The sequence below is a fragment of the Mesorhizobium sp. M0590 genome, from assembly GCF_040320905.1.
Taxonomy (GTDB): Bacteria; Pseudomonadota; Alphaproteobacteria; order Rhizobiales; family Rhizobiaceae; genus Mesorhizobium.
The window spans coordinates 359,601-383,049 of record NZ_JAMYQN010000002.1 but is presented as its reverse complement, the minus strand read 5'-3'; the positions used below and the strand labels follow the sequence as shown (position 1 = coordinate 383,049).

The window sequence follows — 23,449 nt, the reverse complement described above, 5'->3', positions numbered from 1 at the left end:
TCCGCGCTGAGACGCGGCTTCCGGCTCTTGCCGACGTGCCGCAATCGGATAGGCGGAAAACTAGAATGTCTGCGATCGAAGCCGACGCTCGCGCGCCGGAAAACCTTTGGCGTCGGGAAATCAGGGCGATGCTGGCGCTCGCCTGGCCGATGGTGCTGACCAATCTCGGCCAGACCGCGATGACCGCTACCGACGTCATGATGATGGGGCGGCTGGGGCCGGACACGCTGGCCAGCGGTGCGCTTGGTGCCAATCTCTACTTCATGCCGCTCATCTTCGGGCTCGGCCTGATGCTGGCGACCTCGCCGATGATGGCGACCGAGCTCGGCCGTCGCCGGCACTCGGTGCGCGACCTGCGCCGCACCGTGCGCCAGGGTCTGTGGCTGGCGATCCTCATTTGCATTCCGATATGGGCCCTTCTCTGGCACGGCGAGAGCGTGTTGCTGGCCATGGGTCAGGAACCGGCGCTGGCGCACCAGGCCGGCATCTATCTGCGCTGGCTCGAATGGGCGGTGTTGCCCTTTTTCGGCTACATCGTCCTGCGCTCGTTCATTTCGGCGCTGGAGCGGCCGGGCTGGGCGCTGATCATCGTCTTCGTTGCCGTCGCCTGCAACGCCTTCTTCAACTGGCTGTTCATGTTCGGCAATCTCGGCATCCAATCGATGGGCATCGCCGGCTCCGGCCTCGCCACCACTCTGTCCAGCACGTTGATGTTCGCCGGCATGGCGGCGGTGGTGATGCTTGAGAAGAAATTCCGGCGCTATCGTCTGTTCGGACGCTTCTGGCGCGCCGATTGGCCGCGCTTCAAGGGCCTGCTGCGGCTCGGCCTGCCGATCGCCGGCCTGCTGGCGTTCGAGGTGACGATCTTCAACGCGGCGGCCTTTCTCATGGGCCTGATCGATGCGGCTTCGCTTGCCGCCCATGCGATCGCCATCCAGATCGCCTCGATCACCTTCATGGTGCCGCTCGGCCTCAACCAGGCGGTGACGGTGCGCGTCGGACTTGCCCACGGCGCCGGCAATCCGGAAGGTGTCTGCCGGGCTGGCTGGACCGCCTATGTCGTCGGTGTCTCCTTCATGGCGCTGATGGGGCTAGTGATGATCCTGTGGCCGCATCTCTTGATCGGCGCCTTCATCGATCTGGGCAATCCGGCTAATGCCGAGGTGGTGGCGCTTGCCGTGTCGTTCCTCGCCTTTGCCGCGCTGTTCCAGGTTTTTGACGGTGCGCAGGCGGTCGCCAGCGGCATGCTGCGCGGCCTGCACGACACCAAGGTGCCGATGATCTATGCCGCGATCGGATATTGGGGCGTCGGGCTGCCGCTCGGCGTGCTGCTGGCCTTCCGTTTCGGCTTCAACGGCGTCGGCATCTGGATCGGCCTGTCGTCGGGACTGGCGGTGGTTGCGGCGCTCTTGCTAGGGCGCTGGCTGCGGCGTGACAGGATCGCGCCGCCGCTGGTATTCGGGCGTTGAATTGCTGGTCGCCCGCTCAGCGGGCCGCCGCCCGCTGCTCGAGCGAACGTGCGTATTGCGTCAGCGGAAAGCACATGACGAAGAAGATCAGCGCTACCAGCCCATAGACTTTGAACGGTTCGAAGGTCGCATTGTTGATCGCGTTGGATGTCCTCACCAGCTCCTCGAAACCGATGATCGACGTCAGCGCGGTCGACTTGATCAGCTGCACCAGAAAGCCGACGGTCGGTGCGCGGGTGATCGAAAACGCCTGAGGCAAGATGATCAGCCGGAGTTCCTGTAGATAGTGCAGGCCGAGGCTGGCGCCGGCGTCCCACTGGCCGCGCGGCAGTGCATCGACGCCGCCGCGCCAGATCTCGGCGAGATAGGCGCTGGCAAAGAAGGTCAGGCCAAGCACCGCCGCGGTCCACGGCTCGATGCGCAGGCCCAGCATCGGCAAGCCGAAGAACATCAGGAAGAGCTGCATCAGCAGCGGCGTGCCCTGGAAAAGCGCGATGTAGCCGGAGGCAAACCGGCGCGCCCATTTATTCTTGGCGATCCGGAAGAACAACACGATCATGCCGACCACGGCCCCGCCGACAAAGGCGGCCAGCGACAAGAGCACCGTCCAGCGCGCCGCCAGCAGCAGGTTGCGCAGAATGTCCCAGAAGGTGAATTCGATCATGACACGCCGGCTCCGAGAAGCCGGCGCCCGCCGCCGACCAGCAGCCGGCGCAGCCCAATCGACAGGATGAGATAGACCATCGTCACGATGAAATAGGTCTCGAAAGCCCGGAACGTGCGCGCCTGCAGCATGTCGGCTTCATAGGTCAGCTCGCGAACGGCGATCTGCGATACCACGGCGGATTCCAGCATCATGATGACGATCTGGCTGGTCAGCGCCGGATAGATCACCTTGAGCGCCTGCGGCAGAACGATCTTGATGAAGACCTGGCGCGGCCTGAGCCCAAGCGCCAGTGCCGCTTCCGTCTGCCCGGGCGGCACCGCGTCGAGCCCGGCGCCAACGATCTCGATCGTATAGGCAGCCATGTTGAGCGTCATCGCCAGCATGGCTGCCAGCATCGGATCGAGCCTGACGCCGATGCTGGGCAGCCCGAAGAAGATGAAGAATAGCTGCACCAGGAACGGCGTGTTGCGGATCACCTCGACATAGACGCCGATCGCCCGCTTGAGCAGGAGCGGACCGTTCCGCCGCCCTGCGGCGCCGAGGATGCTGAGCAACGTTCCCGCCAGCGTGGTGACAGTGATCAACAGGATCGTCGTGGCCGCGCCGCGCGCGATCGCCCCTGTCGCCCCGGCAAGCCAGCCGAAGTCGAGGCTATAGCTCACCGGCCATCAATCCTTGAGATTGGCGGGATCGAGCGGCGTCTTCAGCCAGGCTTTCGAGCTTTCGTCCAGTCTGCCGTCGGCCAGCATCTTGGCAACCGCGTCATTGACCGCCTGCTTCAGGCGGTCTTCCTTCTTGTTGAGGCCGATATGCGAGGGCGAGGTGAGAAGCTGGAATTTCTGCTCCGGCTTCAGTTCCTCCTGGCGGGCAAGCACCTGGGCGCCGACATCGTTGCCGACCACCATCAATTGGGTCTGGCCCGAAATGAAGGCCTGGATGACGGAATTATAGTTGTCGAAGCGGCGGATGTCGGCCGAGGCCGGTGCCGCCTCGGTCAGCGAGGTATCCTCCAGCGTGCCGCGATTGACGGCGATCGACTTGTCGGCGAGGTCTTCCTTGCCTTTGACCGCAAGAGCTGCCGGGCCGATGACTGCGATGTAATAGGGCGCGTAGGCGGCGGCGAAATCGATCACCTGCTCACGCTCCTTGGAATAGCCGACACTCATCAGCAGGTCGACCCGCTTGTCGGTCAGGTACGGAATGCGGTTCTGGCCGGTCACGCTGACCAGATTGAGCTTGACCTTGAGCTGGTCGGCGATGGATTGCGCCACGTCGATGTCGTAGCCCTTGATGCTCATGTCGGCGCTGGCCGAGGAGAAGGGCGGGAAGTCGGAAAAGATGCCGACATTGATGGCGCCGGCCTTGGCGATGTCGTCGATCGCGTCGGCATTGGCGGCCTGGTTGGTGAAAGCAAGACCGGTCGCGCCGAGCATCAGCACGGCGGCGATGGATGATTTGAGCTTCATGTGAAGTGTCATTGTCATTCCCCTGCTGGAAGCTTGTTTGTTTGAGTGCAACCGCCGACTCCAGCGCGGCGGTCGCCTTTGGGTTCTCTAGTGGACCATGATCTTCTCCGAAAACCGGTTCCGCCTTTTCGGGATCATGGTCGAGCGTGTCAGCCCGCCTTGCTGGTGATTGCCGGGCTGAAGACGATCAGGCTGAGGATCTCGAACAGCACCTGCGCGCCGGCATGCGCCGTGTTGCTGGTCGCGTCGTACTGCGGTGCCACCTCGACGACGTCGCCGCCGACGATGTTGAGGCCTTTCAGGCCGCGCAGCAGCTCGAGCACTTCGCGCGTCGTCAGCCCGCCGACCTCCGGCGTGCCGGTGCCCGGCGCGAAGGCAGGATCGATGCTGTCGATATCGAACGAGACATAGGTCGGGCCGTCGCCGACTATCCTGCGCGCCTTGTCGATAATGGCGGGAATGCCGAGGCCGGTCACCTCTTCGGCATGCACGACGGTCATGCCGGACTCATAGGTGAACTCCCACAGATACTCGGCCGAGCCGCGAATGCCGATCTGGATGGTGCGGCTCGGGTCGAGCACGCCGTCCAGCACCGCGTTACGGAACGGCCCGCCATGGTGGAACTTGGTCATGTCGAACAGGCCGCTGGTGTCGCAATGGGCGTCGATATGGATCATGCCCACAGGCGCCTTTTTGCCGACCGCCTTCAGGATCGGATGGCTGATCGAATGATCGCCGCCGACCGAAAGCGGCAGAACGCCGGCGTCGACGATCTGGTTGGTGCGGCGTTCGATGTCGTCATGGCTGGTCTCTAGCCGGTAGCGGCTCTGGAACGGCACATCGCCGATGTCGGCGACCTTCAGCTCATGCGTCGGTGCGCATTCCAGCACATGATTGTAGGGGCCGATGCGCTCGATGGCGCGCAGCGCCCTTGGCCCGAAACGGGCGCCCGGCCGGTTGGTGACGCCCAGATCCATCGGCACACCGATCATCGCCACCTGCAGATCGCCGAAATCCGGATTGTCGGCGGCGATTTCACGATAGGGCGCCGCGAGGAAGGTCGGGATGCCGGAATAGGGCGCCAGTCGCGTGCCGGTCTTGGAGAAGATCTTGTCGGCGACACGCTGGAATTTCGGGTCGAACATTTCGCCGCCATGGCTCTCGCCGTATTTGCGGCGCAACGCTTCGAGCTTGCCGCGGTCGTAACCCATGTCGGTCCTCCATGGCTGGTGCGGCGCGCGGACAGCGGTCCCGATAGCCGCAGCCGTCGGCTGCCTGCAGATTTCACGTCTTGATGCAATGCCTGGGCAAAGTGTCCCGTAGCTGCATTGAAAAATCAATTGATATTGTTAGTGTGTTATCTGTGAGAAAATCTCACAGAGCCTCGGGTCCAAATGGCCAAGCGTTTGCCACCGCTCAACCCGCTGCGCGCCTTCGAGGCGACGGCGCGCCACGCCTCGCTGACCAAGGCGGCGGCTGAGCTCAACGTCACCCACGGCGCCATCAGCCATCAGATCAAGGCGCTCGAGCAATCGTTGGGTGTCAAGCTGTTCGAGCGTGCCGGTCAGCGGGTGAAGCTGACGCCACACGGCGCCGAGTTGCTGCCGGCGGTGTCGACCGCCTTCGACGGCATTGCCGCCGCCACGCAGCGCATGACGAGGCCGGCCAGCACCGGCGTTCTCTCTGTATCCTGCGTGCCGGCGCTACTGTTGCTGTGGATGATCCCGCGGCTGGGCAGCTTCACGTCGCAATATCCGGATATCAGGCTGACGCTGATCCCATCCAATGATGCCAAGGACGTCCGCGCACCGCATATCGATGTCTGCGTGCACTATGGTGACGGCAGCTGGACCGACTGCTGGATGCGCAAATGGTCGGGCCTCGAACTGTTCCCGGTGGTCAGCCCGACGCTGATCAACAACCGCCCGATCCGCACCGTCCGCGACCTCGCCGATCACGTCTTCCTGCATGGCGACGACGGCCGCGAATGGCATACCTGGCTGGCCGCCGCTGACGCGCTGGACCTGGAGCGCGGCCGCCGCCACCATCTTGGCGACGCGCGCATGGCGACCGAGGCCGCTGTCCACGGCCATGGCGTGGCGCTCGGCGACACGGTGACGGCAAGCGGACTGCTCGCCAGGGGCCTGCTTGTCGCCCCGTTCAGTCTTTCCGTGCCGGCCGTCGACGATTTCTACATCGTCTGCCGCAACGAGATGCGGTCGGCGCCGATCGTGCAATTGTTCATCGACTGGCTGTTTGCCGAGAAAGAGCAGGCCGACCGCCGCGCCGACGCGCCGGTGGCAGGCCGCATCGGCATTCGCCGCAAGCGTCCAGCGCTCAAGGTGGTCGGCGCCAAGACCGCATCCTGAGGCCGAAACTGCCGTAGGCGCCGCTTGCCGCAGGGGCTTCTTTTTGTCGGGCCAGCCCGCAAAGCGGGAGGCGCGTTCAAAAATTCGATGCTAAGAGGCATTTGGAGCAATTCCAGGAAAAGTGCGCAGCGGTTTTCCGTCCGGAATTGCGCTAGACAAAAGCTAGACCGAGCAGCGAAGGCGCATTGAGCGATGGCAAAGACCGATATAGCGCGGCGCGTCTACAATCACACCTGGAAGCTCGACCCGATCGTCCGCAGCTTGCTCGACACCGATTTCTACAAGCTTCTGATGCTGCAGATGATCTGGGGCATGTATCCCAAGGTCGACGCCACCTTCTCGCTGATCAACCGCACCACCTCGGTCCGCCTTGCCGAGGAGATCGATGAGACGGAGCTGCGCGAGCAGCTCGACCATGCCCGCACCTTGCGCTTCTCTAAGAAAGAGATGATCTGGCTCGGCGGCAACACCTTCTATGGCCGCAAGCAGATATTCGAACCGGAATTCCTCGCCTGGCTGGAAAATTTCCGGCTGCCCGAATACGAGCTTTCCAAGCGCGACGGTCAATACGAACTCGCCTTCAGCGGTCCGTGGATGTACACGACGCTGTGGGAGATCCCGGCGCTGGCAATTATCAATGAACTTCGATCTCGCGCGGCCATGCGGGCGTTCGGGCCGTTCGCGCTCGACGTGCTCTATGCCCGCGCCAAGGCCAAGATGTGGGCCAAGACCGAGCGGCTGAAGGCGCTGCCCGGCATCCGCATCTCGGATTTCGGCACCCGCCGCCGTCATTCTTTCCTGTGGCAGCGCTGGTGCGTCGAAGCGTTGAAGGAGGGCATCGGCGAGGCCTTCACTGGCACCTCCAACGTGCTGCTCGCCATGGACAACGATCTCGAGGCGCTCGGCACCAATGCGCATGAACTGCCGATGGTGTTCGCCGCGCTCACCAATTCGGAAAAGGAATTGAAACAGTCGCCCTACAACGTGCTGCAGGACTGGCAGCGCTACTACGGCGGCAACCTGCTGATCGTACTGCCGGACACCTTCGGCACCGCGGCGTTCCTGCGCGATGCACCGGACTGGGTCGCCGACTGGACCGGCTTCCGCCCCGACAGCGCGCCGCCGATCGAAGGCGGCGAGAAAATCATTTCCTGGTGGCGCGAAAAGGGCAAGGACCCCAAGCAGAAGCTGCTCATCTTCTCGGATGGGCTGGAGGTCGAGACCATCGAGGAAACCTACCGCCACTTCCGCGGCAAGGTGCGCATGTCCTTCGGCTGGGGCACCAACCTGACCAACGATTTCGAGGGCTGCGCGCCGACCGAGACCAACCGGCTAGACGCCATCTCGCTGGTCTGCAAGGTCACCGAAGCCAACGGCAGGCCGGCGGTCAAGCTTTCCGACAATCCGGCCAAGTCGACAGGCGACGAGAAAGAGATCGAGCGCTATTTGCGCATCTTCGGCCAGAAGGACCGCGTGGAGCAGTTGGTGAAGGTGTGAGGTAGGGGAACTCTTGCGTAGTATGAGTTCCTTCGCGCCCCCCTCTGTCCTGCCGGACATCTCCCCCACGAGGGGGGAGATTGCGCCCTCATTGCTGCTTTCGCCAATCGCTAAAGTTGCAGAAGGAGAGCCGACGGCGGAACCGCCGATCTCCCCCCTTGAGGGGAAGATGTCCGGCAGGACAGAGGGGGGCGCCGTAGAGCGCTGCATTTCTGCAATCAGGCCCTTTCCCGGCCTCGTCGCTTCCTTGGCATTCCCATCCACGCCCGCCTTCGCCCACGCCTCCGACCGCGGCCACGTCCTGCTCCTCCCCACCGGCTACTACGTCGTCGGTGGCGCGCTCTCGGTTGCCGCCAGTTTCCTTGTCCTGGCGCTACTGCCGCCGGACTCCCTCGACCGCTTCTGGCGCAAACGCCTGCCGCTTTTTACCTTCGGCGACGGCGCGCGGACTGCCGTCAGCCTGGTATCCTTTGCCGGCTTTGCAATTCTGATTGCCGCCGGCCTGTTCGGCAGCCGCGATCCGCTTTCCAATCCGATGCCGCTGACCGTATGGACGCTTCTCTGGGTTGGCCTGGCTCTGTTGCAGGGGCTCGGCGGCGATCTCTGGTCGTGGCTCAACCCCTGGTACGGGCCATGCCGCGTCGCCTCGCGCCTGTCCGGCAGAACGCAGCCGTATCTGCTCCCCCAACGGCTCGGCTATTGGCCGGCTTTCCTGCTGTTCTTCGCCTTCGCCTGGTTCGAGCTGATCGACCCTGCGCCCGACGATCCGGCGCGGCTGGCCTGGGCCGCCGGCCTCTACTGGCTGCTGAGCTTCGCCGCCATGCAGGTCTTCGGCTACCGCGACTGGACCCTGCGCGGTGAGTTCCTGACCGTGTTCTTTTCCATGGTGGCGCGCTTCGCCATCGTCGAACGTAGCGCAGACGGCCGGCTAAAACTCTGCTGGCCGGGCGCCAAGCTGCTCGGTGCCGCGCCGCTACCGCGCAGCGGCGTCGCTTTCCTGCTGCTTGCGCTGTCGTCGGTGTCCTTCGACGGCCTGTCGAAAACCTTCTTCTGGCTAGGCTGGTTCGGCATCAATCCGCTGGAGTTTCCGGGACGCACCGCTTTGATCGGCATCGGCAGCTTCGGCCTTGTGCTGAGCTTTGCCGTGCTTGCGGCCGTGTTCGCGCTCGCCGTCTTTCTTGGCCAGAACCTTGCCGGCAGCAAGCATTCGCTCGGTCACGCCGCCGGGCTTTTGGTCTGGTCGATCGTACCGATCGCGCTCGCCTACCACTTCGCGCATTATCTGACGGCGCTGCTGGTCGACGGCCAATATGCGATTGCCGGTCTCTCCGACCCGTTTGCGCTGGGCTGGAACCTGTTCGGTACCGCCGACATGTCAATTGAAGCCGGCGTCGTCGCCGGTGCCGGTTCGGCGTGGTGGCTGTGGAACCTCCAGGCCGGCGTCATCATAGCCGGCCACATGCTTGCTGTGCTTGTCGCCCATGGCTTGGCCTGGCGGCTGCACGCCATTCCGGCTTGCGCCGCGCTCAGCCAGTTCCCGCTCACCGTGCTGATGATCGCCTACACCGTCCTCGGCCTATGGCTGCTTGCGACGCCGAGCGCCGGATGAACGAGGTGTGCGATGCCCGCCAATCGAACCTTGGGGAAAGCTCGCTTGCCACGTCAGAGCTTTGGTGATTTAGTTTGTACACATGCAATTTTCGCCCCTCTTAACAAGAGTGGCCTGCCTGCTACAGCCATTGGTCAAAGCTCAAAAACAAGGGGAACTGCCGTGACTGACAAGAATGGGTTTTTCGATCTCTCCAGATCCGCTCTCACCCGCCGCACGGCGCTGAAGGGCCTTGCCGCCGGCGCCGGTCTTGCCGTCGCGCCGGGTTTCGTGCGTTACAGCCAGGCGCAGAGCTCGGCGCCGATCAAGATCGGCTTCCAGTCGCACCGCACCGGCATCGGCGCCGCCTATGGCCGCTGGTACGAGAAGACCACAGCGGCTGCCGTCAAGGCGATCAACGAAGCCGGCGGCATCAACGGCCGGCCGGTCGACGTGATCATCGAGGATGACGGCACCGATCCCGGCCGGGGCGCCGAAGTCGTCGGCAAGTTCGCCTCCCAGCACAAGACCGACATCGTCTACGGCACGCTGTTTTCGCATGTCGTCATCGGCTCGGCGCCGGCCGCCGGCGAGGCCAAGATGCCCTATTTCGTTGTCAGCGAAGGCCACCACGTCGCCTCGACCAAATTGAACCGCTACGTCTTCCAGCCCGGCATCACCGATGTGAAGAGCCAGATCCAGTCGATGGCACCGTGGATTGCCGCCAATGCCGGCAAGAAGGTGACGCAGATCTTCCCCGATTTCGCTTTCGGCTATGACCATCGCGACTACCTGCCGCCGGCGCTGAAGGCGCAAGGCGCCGAGGTCATTGCGCAGATCGCGATTCCGCCGACGGAATCCTCCTTCACCAAATATTTCCCGCAGATCCCCGCGGAGACCGAGGTGATCTACCACGTCATGGTCGGCCCGGCGGTGCTCACCTTCGTCAAGGAGCTCGGCGAGTTCTACGGCTCCAATCGGCCGCAATTGTTCGGCTTCATCGATTCGCTCGAAGCCACCGACATCAACAGCCCCGGCCTCGAATTCCTCGACGGTAGCCATTTCTGGGAAGGCTCGCCGCGCTACGCGCAGCCCGATGATTCCCCCGCACAGAAGGCCTACCGCGCCGCCGTCGGCATCGATGACAATGGTGCCGCCGTCGGCGACCCCAAGGACGTCTCCACCGCCGCGCACATGTTCGGCTGCTGGGAAACGCTCTACGTCGTCAAGAAGGCGATGGAGGATGCCGGCTACAAGGGCCCGGAAGACCGCGCCAAGCTGGTCGAGGCGACCGAGGCGTTGACCGAGTTCGCCGAGGGGCCCGAGCATCCGCAGGGACCGAAAACCTTCAACGGCAAGATCCACCAGTGCTTTGGTATCCAGAACATCTCCAAGGTCGAAGGCGGCCGGCTGAATGTCGTCCACAAGACCAAGATCGAGGACGGCCTCTATGAGCCTGAGGGGGATTACACGACGCAGACGCTGTGAGCTTGGTTTCATTAAGCACAGTGCGCTTCGGCCCACCCCCCTCTGTCCTGCCGGACATCTCCCCCTCAAGGGGGGAGATTGGCTGTCACCAGCGCTTTCGCCAATCGCAAAGGCCGGTAGGTGGCCGCCTTCGCGGGAACTGCCAATCTCCCCCCTTGAGGGGGAGATGTCCGGCAGGACAGAGGGGGGTGCGCCTCGCACCTGCGATGGGTGTGTAACCGATGCACTTCGGACCTCACCTGCTCCTCGCCGCTCTCGAAGGCCTCGTCACCTCCGCCGTGCTGGCGCTGACGGCGCTTGGCCTGTCGCTGGTGTTCGGCGTCATGCGCGTCGTCAATGTCGCGCATGGCGAGTTCTTCATGCTGGGCGCGGTGCTTGCCTGGGCGATCTCAACGGCGATATCCGGCCATCCGGCGCTCGGCTTCCTGGCCGCCCTGGTGCTGGCGCCGCTGATCGTCGGCCTGATCGCGCTGCTCGCCGAACGGCTGGTGCTGCGCCGGCTCAACTACAATCCGGAAGCCACCATCGTCGCCACTATCGGCATGCTCTACATCATCCAGCAATTGGCACTGACCTTCTACGGCCCGGAGGCGCGGCCGGTGGAGCCGCCGTTCAGCTACCGCATCCTCCTGCCGTGGTTCGGTTATTCCGGCTACAAGCTGTCGATCATCGCCGCGTCGGCGCTGCTGCTGGTCGCGACCTGGCTGGTGCTGACGCGCACGAAAATCGGCCTCGTCATGCGCGCCACGCAATATGACAGCGAGACGGCGCAGGCCTTCGGCATCCCGGTGACCAGAGTCTATGCCGGTGTTTTCGCGCTCGGCGCCATGCTGGCTGCTGTCGCCGCGGTGCTGATCGTGCCGATCAGCCAGGCCCACTATCTGATGGGGCAGGACCCGCTGTTGCTGTCGTTCATCGTCGTCATCATCGGCGGCCTCGGCTCGCTGCGCGGCACGGTCGTCGCCGCGGTGCTGATCGGCCTTTCCGACGGCATCATCTCGGTGTTCTTCTCACCGACGCTGGCCAAGATCATCGCCACCTTGCTCGTCGCCATGGTGCTGGTGTTCCGGCCGCAGGGCCTGTTCGGGACGACATCGCGATGAAGGATGCTTCGCCGGCAAAGCCATATGCGCTGCACCTCGGCGCCATCGCCCTGCTTTGCGGGCTTAGCTTCGTCCTGCCGGAATACCATCACGGCCTGCTCGCCCGCATCATGGTGCTGGCGGTCTTCGCCATGGGCTACAATCTGCTGTTCGGCTATGTCGGGCTGCTTAGCCTCGGCCATGCCATGTTCTTTTCAGCCGGGCTCTATGGCGCCGGCCTTGCCGTCATCCATCTCGGCTGGAGCGTGCCGGCCGCCTTCGCAGCCGGGCTTGCCTGCGGCGCGCTTCTCGCGCTGGGGATCGGGCTGCTGGCGCTGCGCACCTTCGGCGTCGCCTTCATGATCGTCACTATGATGTTCGCGCAGGTATTCTATCTCGTCATCCTCTATTTCGCTGCCTGGACCGGTGGCGACCAGGGCATGGTCGTGCCGCAGCCGATGCGTGTCCTTGTCCTGGGCAGCACGTCACTCGACCTCACCAACCCGACCGTGCGCTATATGAGCGCGCTGGCACTGTTCTCGATCGTGCTGCTCATAAGCCTGGCGATAGTCCGCTCCGGCTACGGTCGCGTGCTGGTCGCCATCCGCGAGAACGAAGAGCGGACCAAAATGCTTGGCTACGATACATTTTCCAACAAGCTCGCCGCCGTCGTCATCTCAGGCAGCATCTGCGCGGCTTCCGGCGCGGCCTATGCGCTGCTGTTCGGCTATGTCGGCTCGAGCTTCGCTTCGGTGCAATATTCCATCCTGCCGCTGCTCTGGGTGCTGCTGGGCGGCGCCGCCACCACGCTCGGTCCGCTGATCGGCACGCTGTTCATGTATTATGTCATCGACATCGCCAGCGGCTACACCTCGGCCTATCTGCTGATCGTCGGCATAGCGCTCATCCTGCTGGTGCTGTTCTTCCCGAGAGGCGTTCTCGGCAGCATCCGCCAGCGCTGGCTCGGGTGGTTGCCATGATGCCGCTGCTCACCACCAAAGGCCTGTCGCGCAGTTTCGGGGGCTTGCGTGCCGTCGACGGCGTCGACTTCGCGCTGATACCGGGCGAGATTCGCGCCATCATCGGCCCTAACGGCGCCGGCAAGACCACCTTCGTCAGCCTGGTCAGCGGCCGCATCCAGTCCTCGTCGGGCACGATCATCTTTGACGGCGCCGATATCACCAGCCTGCCTGCCTACGCCAGGGTTCGCCTTGGCATCGCCTATACGTTCCAGATCACCAGCGTCTTTGCCAATCTCAGCGCCTACGACAATGTTGCCCTGCCGGTGCAGCGCACGCTGACCGACGGCCGCTCGAAGGGCGCGGTTCACACCGGCGTCATGGCCGCGCTCGAGCGTACCGGCCTTGCCGACCGCGCGCAAATGCCGGCCGGGCAATTGTCCTACGGTCACCAGCGGTTGCTGGAAGTGGCGATGGGACTGGCACTGAAGCCGCGGCTGCTGATCCTCGACGAACCGACGCAAGGGCTGGCCGACAGCGAGATCGACAATTTCATCGAGCTGGTGCGCGAGATCGCCGATAGCGCCACCGTGCTTTTGATCGAGCACAACATGCCGGTGGTCATGCGGCTCGCCGACCGCATCACCGTCTTCAACGCCGGCAGGATTTTGGCTGAAGGCACGCCCGAGCAGATCCGCGCCAATGCCGCGGTGCAGGACGCTTATCTGGGGACCACCCATGACTGAGGTCCAGTCCAAGGCACTGACCGTTTCCGGGCTCGATTGCTTCTATGGCGAGGTCCAGGTGCTCTATGGGCTGGATCTGGTTCTGAACGAGGGCGAGGTGCTTTGCCTGTTCGGCCGCAACGGCGCCGGCAAGACGACGACGCTGAAGGCGATCATGGGCCTGGTGCCGGCAGCCGCCGGCTCGATCAGGCTCGAAGGGCGGGAATTGACCGGCTTGCCGGCGCACGAGGTGCCCAAGGCCGGCGTCGCCTACGTGCCGCAGGGCCGGCGGCTGTTCGCCGAGATGACGGTGGGTGAAAACATCGAGATCGGCCTGATGGCCCGCAACAAGGGCAAGGCGACGCGCGAAAACGTGCTCGATCTTTTCCCGCTGCTGCGCCAGCGCCTCAGGCAGCGTTCCGGCACGCTATCCGGCGGCGAGCAGCAGATGCTGGCCATGGCCCGCGCCCTGTGCCTGGAACCACAGGTGCTTCTGCTCGACGAGCCGACCGAAGGGCTGATGCCATCGATGATCGCCAAGATCCGCGAAACCGTATCGAAGCTGCGTGCGCTTGGCGTGTCGACAATTCTTGTCGAGCAGCGCGTCGATGCCGTGCTGTCGGTCGCCGACCGCGTTTGTTTCATCGAAAACGGCCGCAACCGCGAGACGGTCGATGTCGAGGAACTGCGTGCCGATCCCTCGGCGGTCCGTCGCTATGTCGGCGTCGGATGATCAGGCAAAGAACAGCAAGCCGGCAAGCAGGAACGTCGGGATCAGCACGGCGCCCGACCACGCCATATAGCCAAAGAAGCTCGGCATCTTGATGCCGCGATGCCTGGCAATGGCATAGACCATGAAATTCGGCGCATTGCCGACATAGGTGTTGGCGCCCATGAACACCGCGCCGGCCGAGATCGCCGCCAGCGTCGAGGCGAACTCGGCCATCAGATGCTGCGCATCGCCGCCGGCCAGTTCGAAGAACACCAGATAGGTCGGCGCATTGTCGAGGAAGGACGACAGCGCCCCGGTGAGCCAGAAATAAGCGAGATTGTCGGGTGCGCCGGTCGGCGAGCTGACCAGCAGCACCAACGGCGCCAGCGCGCCGTCGAGGCCGGCCCGCAATATGGCGACGACCGGCACGATGCAGATGAAGATGCTGGCGAACAGCTTCGCCACCTCGGCGATCGGCCCCCAGCTGAAGGCATTTGCGCCGCGAAATTCCTTCGGCGAGACGACAAGCGAGGTGAAGGCCAGTATCAGGATGGCGGCGTCGCGCACCAGGTTCTGCAGCTCGAGGCTGACGCCCTGAAAAGAGAAACTCACTCCCGGCTTCCAGGCAGCGGAAATCAGGATCGCGGCGATTACGCCGGCCAGCAGCGGGATGTTGGCCAGGCCGCGAATGCGCACCTTGCTGTCGGGCGTCGGATCCTTGATCTTCGGCGCGCCTTCCTCCCGGCGATGCATGATGATGTCGATCGCCAGGAAAACAGCCAGCACCACGCCGGCGACGAACAGCGTCTCGGGCAGCAGGTGAACTGTCGTCCAGAAGAAATCGACGCCGCGCAGAAAGCCGACGAACAGCGGCGGATCGCCCAGCGGCGTTAGCGACCCGCCGATGTTGGACACCAGGAAGATGAAAAAGATGACGACATGGGCGTTGAAGCGCCGGTTGTCGTTGGCGCGGATGAGCGGCCGGATCAGGATCATCGAGGCGCCGGTTGTGCCAATGATCGAGGCAAGCAGCGCCCCTCCCAGCAACAGCCCGGCATTGACCAGCGGCGTGCCGTGTATGTTGCCGGCAACGAAGATACCGCCCGAAATGGTGAACAGCGCAAACAGCAGGATGATGAACGACATGTATTCGGTGAGCAGCGCATGCAGCACCGCCTGCGTGGCGGACGGGATGCCGAAGGCGATGGCCAGCGGCCCGATCACCAACGCTGCCCAGAAGGCAGCGATCTTGCCGTAATGGTGCTCCCAAGCATGATGGAACAGCAGCGGGCCGGTCGCGATGCAAAGCAATAGCCCGGCAAACGGCAGCACCCACCAAAGCGACATGGCGGCGCCCGGCAATTCGTGCGCTTCGGCCGCGAGAACCGCTCTCGGAGAAAAGATTGCTGCAATAAGTGCAGCACTTGCCGTCAACGCCGCAAACCGCATGAAGCCCCTCAAAAGTCTGTCAGGTTCGGCTGGATGACGTTCAAATCAGTGTCACGCCGGCATCGCGCATCCGGCCCAGCATCCTCTCCACGGAGCCGTTGAGATCGATGCCGCGGCAGGCGTCGAGCCGCACGGACGTCTCAAAACCGAGCTTGACCGCGTCGAGCGCCGAAAAGGCGACGCAGAAATCCGTCGCCAGGCCGACCAGGGTCAGCGTCTCGATGTTCCGATCCCGGAGATAGCCGGCAAGGCCGGTCGGCGTCGTCCGGTCGTTCTCGAAGAATGCGGAATAGCTGTCGATCGCAGGACGGAACCCCTTGCGGATCACCAGCTCGGCCTTGCTCCAGGCGAGGCCCGAATGGAAATCCGATCCCAGGCTGCCCTGGATGCAGTGATCCGGCCACAGCGTCTGGTGGCCATAAGGCACGTCGATCGTTTCGAACGGTTGCTTGCCGGGGTGGCTGGAGGCAAAGCTCGAATGGCCGGCAGGGTGCCAGTCCTGCGTCAGCAGGACGTGCTCGGTCCGCCGGATCAGGTCATTGACCAACGGCACGATTTCGTCGCCACCGGCCACTTCAAGGGCGCCACCCGGGCAGAAATCGTTCTGCAGGTCGATAACGACAAGCGCTTCGTCGGCCATGGAGCCTCCTTATTTTCTTGGTCTTGAGCTTAGGCTCCAATGAAAACGCGACCGGACGCAGAAACTTGACCAGATGGCCGGCTGCGTCAACCTCTCATGGCATAACAAATGCGTTCCGGGTGCACCGGTGCCAACAGCCGTGCAAACTCTGGCTTTGACAATTCCTGCCGGCTTGATATCATTTGCATACGAATGAATTTCCTGTCTTGAATGCTCGGGAAAATCTTTCGGCAGGATCCCCTCTCGGGAAGCCCATTCTGGGAAGGCAAAGCGTGATCCGTTACGCAAAACCCACCACGGTCGACGACGCCCTCGCTTTGCTGGGCGAAGGGCAATGGCGCATCCTCGCCGGCGGCACCGACTTCTATCCGGCACAGGGCAGCAAGCCTTTCCGCGACAATATCCTCGATATCAATGGCCTGGTGGCATTGCGCGGCATTGCCGAAGCCGAAAACCACTGGCTCGTCGGCGCGCGCACCACCTGGACCGATCTCGTCCGCCATCCTCTGCCGGCGGCTTTCGACGCGCTGAAGCAGGCGGCGCGGGAAGTCGGCTCGGTGCAGATCCAGAACGTTGCCTCGATTGCCGGCAATCTCTGCAACGCCTCGCCGGCCGCCGACGGCGTGCCGGCGCTGCTGGTGCTCGATGCCGAAGTCGAACTGCGTTCCGCTGTGGCGACCCGGCATCTGCCCCTTGCAGAATTCATCCTCGGCAACCGTCGCACCGCACTGCAGCCCGGCGAAATGGTCACGGCAATCCGCATTCCCAAACCCGCGACCGCCGGCAGCTCCGTCTTCGTGAAACTCGGCGCGCGGCGTTATCTCGTCATCTCCATCGCCATGGCCGCCGCACGCCTGGCTGTCGAAGATGGTATAGTCAGGAACGCGGCCGTCGCCGTGGGGTCCTGCTCGGTTGTCGCCAGGCGCCTGGCGGGTGTCGAGGCGGCGCTACGCGGCCGGCCCGTCGGCCACGCGCTGGCCACTGCGATCCAATCCGCACCGATGGACGAGCTGTCGCCGATCGGCGACGTGCGCGGCAGCGCCGAATATCGGCTGGACGCTGCGCGCGAGATCGTCGCCCGCGCCGTGCTTGGTGCGATGGGCGCTGTTCCCGACGAAAGGGCGGCGGCCTGATGGGCATGGAGCGCGCCGACATCGCCTTCGAAGTCAACGGCGCCGCCGTCAGCGTTTGTGTGTCGCCGGTGCGGCGGCTGTCCGCGGTGCTGCGCGACGAGTTGCGGCTGACCGGCACTAAGATCGGCTGTGATGCCGGCGACTGCGGTGCCTGCACGGTGCTGGTCGACGGCGAGCCGGTCTGCGCCTGCCTGATTCCCGCGGCTTCCGCCTCCGGCACCGTGGTGACGACCGTCGAAGGCCTCGCCAATGGCCGGCTGTCGGGGCTGCAGGCCTCGTTCCTCAGACATGGCGCAGCGCAATGCGGCGCCTGCACGCCCGGCCTGCTGGTCGCCGCAACGGCACTCCTGGACAGGACGCCTTGCCCGAGCGAGGCCGAAACGCAGGATGCGCTGGGCGGCGTGCTCTGCCGCTGTACCGGCTACCGCAAGATCGTCGCCGCGGTGATGGATGCTTGGCGCCACGCCGACGGCCTCGATCAGCGCATGCCATCCTCTGGCCATGCCGTCGGCTCCTCCCCGATCCGCCTCGATGGCCTTCCGAAAGTCACTGGCGGCGAAAAATTCGGCGGTGATTCATTCCCGGCCGACGCATTGTCGGTGCTGGTGGTCCGCTCGCCGCATTATCATGCCGCTTTCACTTTTGGCGATCTCGGCAGCTGGGTGAAATCCCGTCCTGGCATTGCCGGCGTCTTCACCGCCGCCGACATTCCGGGAAAGAATTGTTTCGGCGTCATCGCGCCCTTCGCCGACCAGCCGGCGCTGGCCGAAGGGGTTTCGCGCTTTCGCGGTGAGGCGGTGGCGCTGGTCGCCGGCGAACGCGAGGCTATCCTCGATCTCGACCTTGCCGATTTCCCTGTCAGTTGGACCGAGTTGCCGCATTTTCTGGAAACTGGCGAAGCGCAGGCCGGCGGTGCGCAACTGGTCCATGAAAACCGGCCCTCGAACCTGCTCACCTCCGGCTTCGTCGAGCGTGGCGACCCCGAAGCCGCGCTCGCCGGTGCGGCTTTCGTCGTTTCCGGCGCCATCGACACCTCCTATGTCGAGCACGCCTATATTGAACCGGAAGCCGGCTATGCCTTCATGGACGGCGACACGCTGGTCGTCGTCGCCTGCACGCAGGCGCCCTATATGGACCGTGACGACACGGCAAAAGTGCTCGGCCTTGCCCCGGAACAGGTGCGCATCGTGCCGACCGCCACCGGCGGCGGCTTCGGCTCCAAGCTCGACGTCTCGCTGCAACCGCTCATCGGCCTCGTCGCCATGAAAACCGGCCGGCCGGCGGCGCTCGCCTACAGCCGCACCGAATCGATGATCTCGACCACCAAGCGCCATCCGGCTCTGATGAGAGCGAGCATCGGCGCCGATGCCGACGGCCGTGTCACCGGCATGATCTTCGCCGGCGATTTCAACACCGGCGCCTATGCCAGCTGGGGGCCGACGGTCGCCAACCGCGTGCCGGTGCACGCCTCCGGCCCCTATGCCACGCCGAACTATCGCGCCGAAGGCCGCGCCATCCACACCAACGGCCCGATTGCCGGCGCCTTTCGCGGTTTCGGCGTACCGCAGGCGACGATCATGCAGGAGACCCTCTATGACGAGCTAGCCGACAAGCTCGGCATGGATCGGCTCGACTTTCGCCTGAAGAACTGCCTTCGGAACGGATCCGAAACAGTCACCGGCCAGCGGCTCGAGTCGGGCGTCGGCATCGCCGACTGCCTCGAGGCCCTGCGCTCACATTGGCGGCGTGCCCTAACTGACGCCGACGCGTTCAACGCCCGTAGCAGCAGCGAAAAAAAACGCGGCGTCGGCGTCGCCTCTTGCTGGTACGGCTGCGGCAACACCTCGCTGCCCAATCCGTCGACCATCAAGGTCGGCATCTCGGCATCGGGCGAAGTCGTGCTGCATCAGGGGGCGGTCGATATCGGGCAAGGTTCGAACACTGTCATCGCGCAGATCTGCGCCGACGCGTTGGGTCTTCCGCTTGAAAAGCTGCGGCTGAAAGGCGCCGACACGGCGATCACCCCCGACGCCGGCAAGACATCGGCCTCGCGCCAGACCTTCGTCACCGGCAAGGCCGCCGAAAAGGCCGGCCGCGCCTTGCGCGATGAGATCTTGCGTTTCGCCAATGTCTCGGAAAAGGCGGCGATTGCGCTGGACGGCACAAGTCTGAGCATCGGGGAAGGCGAAGCGACGCGCCGCATCGATCTTTCCTCGCTGAAGGTAGACGCCGAAGGCTTTGTCTTCCGCGCCGAGGAAAGCTACGACCCGCCGACGCTGCCGCTCGATGCCAAGGGCCAGGGCAAGCCTTATGCCGTCTATGGCTATGGCGCCCAGATCGCCGAACTGGAGGTCGACCTCAGGCTCGGCACCGTGAAGCTTATAAAAATCACCGCCGCTCACGATGTCGGCAAGGCCATCAACCCTTTACTGGCAGAGGGCCAGATCGAGGGTGGCATCGCCCAGGGCATCGGCATGGCGCTGATGGAGGAATTCATCCCCGGCCGCACCGAAAACCTGCACGATTATCTGATCCCGACGATCGGCGACGTGCCACCGATCGAGACCATCCTGATAGAAGTTCCGGATCCGGAAGGACCCTTCGGCGCCAAGGGTTTGGGCGAGCATGTGCTGATCCCGACGGCGCCGGCGATCCTCAACGCCATCCGCCACGCCACCGGTGTGCTGGTCACCAAAATTCCGGCGACGCCGACCCGCATCCGCGCCGCCATCCTCGACAAGGAGGCGCGCCGATGAGCGAGCTTGCCGAACGCTTCGAGACACACGATCCCGGCGAGAAGCTGGTGGCCGAGAAGATCCGCTGCGATGCCTGTCCGGTCATGTGCTACATCGCCGATGGCCGCACCGGCGCCTGCGACCGCTACGGCAATGTTGGCGGCAGGATCGTGCGGATGGATCCACTGACCATCCTCGACCACGCGGCCGAGACCGGCGCCGCAATCGTACCCTTTGCCGAAGAAGGCGAGGCATGGGACGGCGAACTGGTCAACACCGGCCGCCGCTTCGTCACCGCCATCGGCGCCGGCACCACCTATCCCGATTACAAGCCGGCGCCCTTCATCGTCAGCCAGGAGGTCGAGGGCGTCGATCTGGTCACCGTCGTCACCGAGGGCATCTTCTCCTATTGCGGCGTCAAGGTGAAGATCGACACCGACCGTCATATCGGCCCCGAAACGGCGACGGTCCGTGCCCAAGGCGAGGCGATCGGCCATGTCACGACCGGCGAATACGGCTCGCAGATGCTGTCGCTGGGCGGCGTACATCATTTGACCGGCGGCTCGAAGGCTGAAGGGCGCGCCACCTGCGACGCCATGCTCGCCCTGTGCAACCGCAAACCGGTTGAACTCGTCATCGACGGCGGCGCCACCGTCATCGTCGAAGCCGGCAAGCCGCCGGTCATCGACGGCAAGCTCGAGCAGCGCATGCGCGTCGGCTGCGGTTCGGCTACCATAGGCATGTTCGCGACCCAATGGCGCGGCCTTGTCGACGAGGTGGTGGTGGTCGATGACCACATCACCGGCGTCGTCTCCGAGCATCAGGCCGGCAAGGTGCTTGGCTGGCAGGATACCGGCATCAAGATCATCGGCCGCCGTTCGACGCCGGGCCGTTATTTCAAGGTGTCGGAGCCCGGCCTCGGCTGGGGCGGCACCAGCATTTCCGACCCGCTGTCGATCCTTGGTGAATGGAACGCCAAAAAGGGTGCGCGCCCCGGCATGTCGCTGCTGATGGTCTCGACCACCGGCGAGCAATTCGCCTATTACGAGCTCGACGACGAACTGAAGCCGGTCCAGAAACCGTTCCCGGAGCGGCTGCGGAAGTCGGTCGAACTGATCGAGGACAATTGCGAGCCGGCGCTCTGCACCGTGCTTTTCGTCGGCGGCGCCGGCGGCTCGCTGCGCGCCGGCGTCACCGAGAACCCGGTCAATCTGACCCGCTCGGTGCAGGGCTTGACGACCTATGTGACGGTCGGCGGCGCGCCGGTCTATGTCTGGCCGGGCGGCGGCATCACGCTGATGGTCGACGTCACCCGCGTGCCGGAAGGCGCCTTCGGCTATGTGCCGACCCCGGCGCTGGTGGCGCCGATCGAGTTCACCATGCGCCGCGACGATTATGTCAGGCTTGGCGGCTACGAAGGCGAAATCCGCAGCGTCGACGATATCCTGGCCAAGGGCGGCGAATATCTCAATCCGCGCCGCGGCACGGCCGCACCCCGTGACAATCCCTGGCCGCCGCTGGCGCAGTTGCGTCGCGCGGCCGCAAACGGGGCCGGGCGATGAACGGCCCGCAGGCGCATTGGCTCGAGGACGGCCGGAGGCTTCACCTCAATCATGGGCCGATCGACCTGATCGTCGAGGCATTCGGCGAGGCGAGTGAATGCAGCGCCGCATATCGTCAGGCAGTGGCGCGCTTCCAGACAATCCTGCCCGAACTGGTCGAAGAGTTGCCCGAACTGCGGCGCCCGGCCGCCTCGCGGCCACGTGCTTTCGCTGGCCCGACGGCGCGCCGCATGGAAGCGGCGGTCGTTCCGCTAGCGAAACAATTCATCACACCGATGGCGGCCGTCGCCGGCTCGGTAGCCGACGAAGTGCTTGGCGCGCTGCTTGCCGGCCGCCGGCTCGAGCGCGCCTATGTCAACAATGGCGGCGACAGCGCGATCTATCTCGGCCACGGGCAGTCGATGACGCTTGCCATTGCCGGGACAGGTCATGGGTTGGTAGATCGTCTCACGATCCGCCCCGAAGACGGGATCCGCGGTGTCGCGACAAGCGGCTGGCGCGGCCGCTCCTTTTCGCTGGGCATCGCCGACGCGGTCACGGTGCTGGCGCGAACGGGTGCTGAAGCCGATGCCGCCGCGACCTTGATCGCCAACGCCGTCGACCTGCCCGGTCATCCGGCCGTTAGGCGCGTACGGGCGCGCGATCTCGCACCTGACAGCGATCTCGGCGACCGTTTGGTGACGCAGGGCGTGGGGCTGCTTTCCGCCGCTGAAATCGCTATTGCGCTGGAAGGCGGATTTGCCGTTGCCGAGGAGTTTCGGCGGCGCGGCCTGATTGCCGCCGCGGCGCTTTTCCTCGGCGGTCAGGCGCGCATCGCAGGTCCGATGGCGCTCGCCAATAAAGTTTTAGAGAGGGAAATTGCTCATGCCTGAGTTTCCGATCCGCAAGATCGCCGTGCTGACCGAAGAGATTTTTCACGAAGGCGGGCCGGTGGCGAAGGTGCCGCGGCGCCGTGCCGCGGCAATGGCTGTGGTCAAGAACCCGTTCGCCGGCCGTTACGTCGAGGAACTGCAGAGCGCCATGGAGGATTTGAAGCCGCTCGGGCTGCTGCTCTCCGACAGGCTTATTGCCGCATTGGGCGGCGACGTCAAACAGATCGACGGTTACGGCAAGGGCGCCATCGTCGGCATGGCGGGCGAGCTGGAGCATGGCGCGCTGTGGCATGTGCCGGGCGGCTATGCCATGCGCGAACGGCTCGGCGACGCCAAGGCGATCGTGCCCTCGGCGAAGAAGGTCGGCGGCTTCGGCGCGCGGCTCGATGTGCCGCTCGGCCACATCAACGCCGCCTATGTGCGCAGCCATTTCGATGCCATGGAAATCGGCATTAGCGATGGCCCCCGTCCCGACGAGATCCTGTTTTGCCTCGCCATGACCTGCGGCCCGCGCGTGCACGACCGCATGGGTGGGCTGGCGGCCAAGGACATTAAGGCATGGGATGGGCTGCGGTGAGCGCCGAGGACAATCTGCTCGAGCTGGTCGAGGCCGAGGAGCCTGACGAAAACGACTATCGCTTGCAGGAGCAGGTCGGCTTCATCCTGCGCAAGGCGCATCAGCGCCATGTCTCGATCTTCGCCGCACACATCGCCGATCTGACGCCGCCGCAATTTGCCGCTTTGGCCAAATTGCGCGACGTCGGCGAGACCTCGCAGAACCAGCTTGGCAGCCTGATCGCCATGGATGCGGCCACCGTGAAGGGCGTCATCGACCGGCTGAAAGCGCGTGGCTTTGTCGAACTTAGCAAACACGAAATCGACAAACGGCGCCTGCTGGTCAATCTGACCGCCGAGGGGCGCGACGCGATCGAGCGGCTGATTCCGCTTGCCCGTGAGATTACGCAGGAAACGCTGGCGCCGCTTTCCGCCAAGGAAGCGGCCATTTTCATGAAGCTGCTGGCCAAGCTGGCTTAAT

At 64.4% G+C, this 23,449-nt stretch carries 21 protein-coding genes; 15 read left to right on the top strand and 6 right to left on the bottom strand.

The window, feature by feature from the left end; all coding sequences use genetic code 11:
* Positions 1-65 precede the first annotated feature (65 nt).
* Positions 66-1,469 (top strand): MATE family efflux transporter, encoded by a 1,404-nt coding sequence (locus tag NKI52_RS05565; RefSeq protein ID WP_352568546.1) that lies wholly within the window; start codon positions 66-68, stop codon positions 1,467-1,469.
* A gap of 16 nt (positions 1,470-1,485) precedes the next feature.
* Here NKI52_RS05565 and NKI52_RS05560 read toward each other — a convergent pair whose 3' ends face one another.
* The 4 genes from NKI52_RS05560 to speB all read right to left on the bottom strand — a co-directional run bounded on the left by NKI52_RS05560 (position 1,486) and on the right by speB (position 4,813).
* Positions 1,486-2,133 carry an amino acid ABC transporter permease gene (locus tag NKI52_RS05560; RefSeq protein ID WP_023722520.1) on the bottom strand — a complete coding sequence of 216 codons (648 nt, stop codon included), beginning with the start codon at positions 2,131-2,133 and terminating at the stop codon, positions 1,486-1,488.
* Positions 2,130-2,798, bottom strand: coding sequence for an amino acid ABC transporter permease (locus tag NKI52_RS05555; RefSeq protein WP_352697263.1), 669 nt, complete (start codon positions 2,796-2,798; stop codon positions 2,130-2,132). The genes NKI52_RS05560 and NKI52_RS05555 overlap by 4 nt, the downstream gene beginning before the upstream one ends.
* A gap of 6 nt (positions 2,799-2,804) precedes the next feature.
* Complete coding sequence (locus NKI52_RS05550; protein WP_352588638.1) at positions 2,805-3,614, bottom strand: transporter substrate-binding domain-containing protein; 810 nt, start codon at positions 3,612-3,614, stop codon at positions 2,805-2,807.
* 137 nt (positions 3,615-3,751) lie between these two features.
* Complete coding sequence (gene speB, locus NKI52_RS05545; protein ID WP_352588634.1) at positions 3,752-4,813, bottom strand: agmatinase; 1,062 nt, start codon at positions 4,811-4,813, stop codon at positions 3,752-3,754.
* A gap of 183 nt (positions 4,814-4,996) precedes the next feature.
* Here speB and gcvA point away from each other — a divergent pair, with 183 nt between their 5' ends.
* From gcvA to NKI52_RS05505, 8 genes are all read left to right on the top strand, one after another.
* The gene (gene gcvA / locus NKI52_RS05540; RefSeq protein WP_352634764.1) at positions 4,997-5,971 is read left to right on the top strand and encodes a transcriptional regulator GcvA; all 975 of its coding nucleotides are present in this window, start codon (positions 4,997-4,999) and stop codon (positions 5,969-5,971) included.
* Positions 5,972-6,163: 192 nt separating this feature from the next.
* Positions 6,164-7,468, top strand: a complete 1,305-nt coding sequence (gene pncB, locus NKI52_RS05535) for a nicotinate phosphoribosyltransferase (RefSeq protein ID WP_254815847.1) — start codon at positions 6,164-6,166, stop codon at positions 7,466-7,468.
* A gap of 169 nt (positions 7,469-7,637) precedes the next feature.
* A complete protein-coding gene (locus tag NKI52_RS05530) occupies positions 7,638-9,077 on the top strand; it encodes a hypothetical protein (RefSeq protein WP_352697261.1) in 1,440 nt (479 codons plus the stop codon).
* Positions 9,078-9,239: 162 nt separating this feature from the next.
* Positions 9,240-10,544, top strand: a complete 1,305-nt coding sequence (locus NKI52_RS05525) for an ABC transporter substrate-binding protein (protein ID WP_352455933.1) — start codon at positions 9,240-9,242, stop codon at positions 10,542-10,544.
* A 221-nt stretch (positions 10,545-10,765) separates the two neighbouring features.
* Positions 10,766-11,647, top strand: coding sequence for a branched-chain amino acid ABC transporter permease (locus tag NKI52_RS05520; RefSeq protein WP_352455934.1), 882 nt, complete (start codon positions 10,766-10,768; stop codon positions 11,645-11,647).
* The gene (locus NKI52_RS05515) at positions 11,644-12,606 is read left to right on the top strand and encodes a branched-chain amino acid ABC transporter permease (RefSeq protein WP_352588621.1); all 963 of its coding nucleotides are present in this window, start codon (positions 11,644-11,646) and stop codon (positions 12,604-12,606) included. Before NKI52_RS05520 ends, NKI52_RS05515 begins: the two co-directional genes overlap by 4 nt.
* Positions 12,603-13,331 (top strand): ABC transporter ATP-binding protein, encoded by a 729-nt coding sequence (locus NKI52_RS05510; protein ID WP_352588619.1) that lies wholly within the window; start codon positions 12,603-12,605, stop codon positions 13,329-13,331. Before NKI52_RS05515 ends, NKI52_RS05510 begins: the two co-directional genes overlap by 4 nt.
* Positions 13,324-14,043, top strand: a complete 720-nt coding sequence (locus NKI52_RS05505; protein ID WP_352697259.1) for an ABC transporter ATP-binding protein — start codon at positions 13,324-13,326, stop codon at positions 14,041-14,043. Before NKI52_RS05510 ends, NKI52_RS05505 begins: the two co-directional genes overlap by 8 nt.
* Here the strand turns inward: NKI52_RS05505 and NKI52_RS05500 are convergent, their stop codons facing one another.
* Together NKI52_RS05500 and pncA are read right to left on the bottom strand one after the other, a co-directional pair.
* The gene (locus tag NKI52_RS05500; RefSeq protein WP_352697257.1) at positions 14,044-15,471 is read right to left on the bottom strand and encodes a sodium:proton antiporter; all 1,428 of its coding nucleotides are present in this window, start codon (positions 15,469-15,471) and stop codon (positions 14,044-14,046) included.
* 40 nt (positions 15,472-15,511) lie between these two features.
* The gene (gene pncA, locus NKI52_RS05495) at positions 15,512-16,111 is read right to left on the bottom strand and encodes a bifunctional nicotinamidase/pyrazinamidase (RefSeq protein ID WP_352697255.1); all 600 of its coding nucleotides are present in this window, start codon (positions 16,109-16,111) and stop codon (positions 15,512-15,514) included.
* A 272-nt stretch (positions 16,112-16,383) separates the two neighbouring features.
* Between pncA and NKI52_RS05490 the strand changes: the two genes are divergently transcribed.
* The 6 genes from NKI52_RS05490 to NKI52_RS05465 are packed head-to-tail and all read left to right on the top strand — an operon-like array spanning position 16,384 to position 23,448.
* Positions 16,384-17,244, top strand: a complete 861-nt coding sequence (locus NKI52_RS05490; RefSeq protein ID WP_352697253.1) for an FAD binding domain-containing protein — start codon at positions 16,384-16,386, stop codon at positions 17,242-17,244.
* On the top strand, positions 17,244-20,000 hold the full coding sequence (locus tag NKI52_RS05485) for a molybdopterin-dependent oxidoreductase (RefSeq protein ID WP_352697251.1): 2,757 nt from the start codon (positions 17,244-17,246) through the stop codon (positions 19,998-20,000). The genes NKI52_RS05490 and NKI52_RS05485 overlap by 1 nt, the downstream gene beginning before the upstream one ends.
* A complete protein-coding gene (locus NKI52_RS05480) occupies positions 19,997-21,541 on the top strand; it encodes a 6-hydroxynicotinate reductase (protein ID WP_352588604.1) in 1,545 nt (514 codons plus the stop codon). The genes NKI52_RS05485 and NKI52_RS05480 overlap by 4 nt, the downstream gene beginning before the upstream one ends.
* Positions 21,538-22,413 carry a UPF0280 family protein gene (locus tag NKI52_RS05475; protein WP_023676967.1) on the top strand — a complete coding sequence of 292 codons (876 nt, stop codon included), beginning with the start codon at positions 21,538-21,540 and terminating at the stop codon, positions 22,411-22,413. Before NKI52_RS05480 ends, NKI52_RS05475 begins: the two co-directional genes overlap by 4 nt.
* Entirely contained in the window at positions 22,406-22,990 is a 585-nt protein-coding gene (locus NKI52_RS05470; RefSeq protein ID WP_023676966.1) for an amino acid synthesis family protein, read from the top strand. Before NKI52_RS05475 ends, NKI52_RS05470 begins: the two co-directional genes overlap by 8 nt.
* The gene (locus tag NKI52_RS05465) at positions 22,987-23,448 is read left to right on the top strand and encodes a MarR family winged helix-turn-helix transcriptional regulator (RefSeq protein WP_023676965.1); all 462 of its coding nucleotides are present in this window, start codon (positions 22,987-22,989) and stop codon (positions 23,446-23,448) included. The genes NKI52_RS05470 and NKI52_RS05465 overlap by 4 nt, the downstream gene beginning before the upstream one ends.
* Position 23,449: the final 1 nt, after the last annotated feature.

Bases quoted from the DNA above. Each gene is read 5' to 3' on its own strand.
- NKI52_RS05565 (WP_352568546.1), top strand. From the start codon at position 66: ATGTCTGCGATCGAAGCCGACGCTCGCGCGCCGGAAAACCTTTGGCGT.
- NKI52_RS05560 (WP_023722520.1), bottom strand. From the start codon at position 2,133: ATGATCGAATTCACCTTCTGGGACATTCTGCGCAACCTGCTGCTGGCG.
- NKI52_RS05550 (WP_352588638.1), bottom strand. From the start codon at position 3,614: ATGACACTTCACATGAAGCTCAAATCATCCATCGCCGCCGTGCTGATG.
- speB (WP_352588634.1), bottom strand. From the start codon at position 4,813: ATGGGTTACGACCGCGGCAAGCTCGAAGCGTTGCGCCGCAAATACGGC.
- gcvA (WP_352634764.1), top strand. From the start codon at position 4,997: ATGGCCAAGCGTTTGCCACCGCTCAACCCGCTGCGCGCCTTCGAGGCG.
- pncB (WP_254815847.1), top strand. From the start codon at position 6,164: ATGGCAAAGACCGATATAGCGCGGCGCGTCTACAATCACACCTGGAAG.
- NKI52_RS05530 (WP_352697261.1), top strand. From the start codon at position 7,638: ATGTCCGGCAGGACAGAGGGGGGCGCCGTAGAGCGCTGCATTTCTGCA.
- NKI52_RS05520 (WP_352455934.1), top strand. From the start codon at position 10,766: ATGCACTTCGGACCTCACCTGCTCCTCGCCGCTCTCGAAGGCCTCGTC.
- NKI52_RS05515 (WP_352588621.1), top strand. From the start codon at position 11,644: ATGAAGGATGCTTCGCCGGCAAAGCCATATGCGCTGCACCTCGGCGCC.
- NKI52_RS05510 (WP_352588619.1), top strand. From the start codon at position 12,603: ATGATGCCGCTGCTCACCACCAAAGGCCTGTCGCGCAGTTTCGGGGGC.
- NKI52_RS05505 (WP_352697259.1), top strand. From the start codon at position 13,324: ATGACTGAGGTCCAGTCCAAGGCACTGACCGTTTCCGGGCTCGATTGC.
- NKI52_RS05500 (WP_352697257.1), bottom strand. From the start codon at position 15,471: ATGCGGTTTGCGGCGTTGACGGCAAGTGCTGCACTTATTGCAGCAATC.
- pncA (WP_352697255.1), bottom strand. From the start codon at position 16,111: ATGGCCGACGAAGCGCTTGTCGTTATCGACCTGCAGAACGATTTCTGC.
- NKI52_RS05485 (WP_352697251.1), top strand. From the start codon at position 17,244: ATGGGCATGGAGCGCGCCGACATCGCCTTCGAAGTCAACGGCGCCGCC.
- NKI52_RS05480 (WP_352588604.1), top strand. From the start codon at position 19,997: ATGAGCGAGCTTGCCGAACGCTTCGAGACACACGATCCCGGCGAGAAG.
- NKI52_RS05475 (WP_023676967.1), top strand. From the start codon at position 21,538: ATGAACGGCCCGCAGGCGCATTGGCTCGAGGACGGCCGGAGGCTTCAC.
- NKI52_RS05470 (WP_023676966.1), top strand. From the start codon at position 22,406: ATGCCTGAGTTTCCGATCCGCAAGATCGCCGTGCTGACCGAAGAGATT.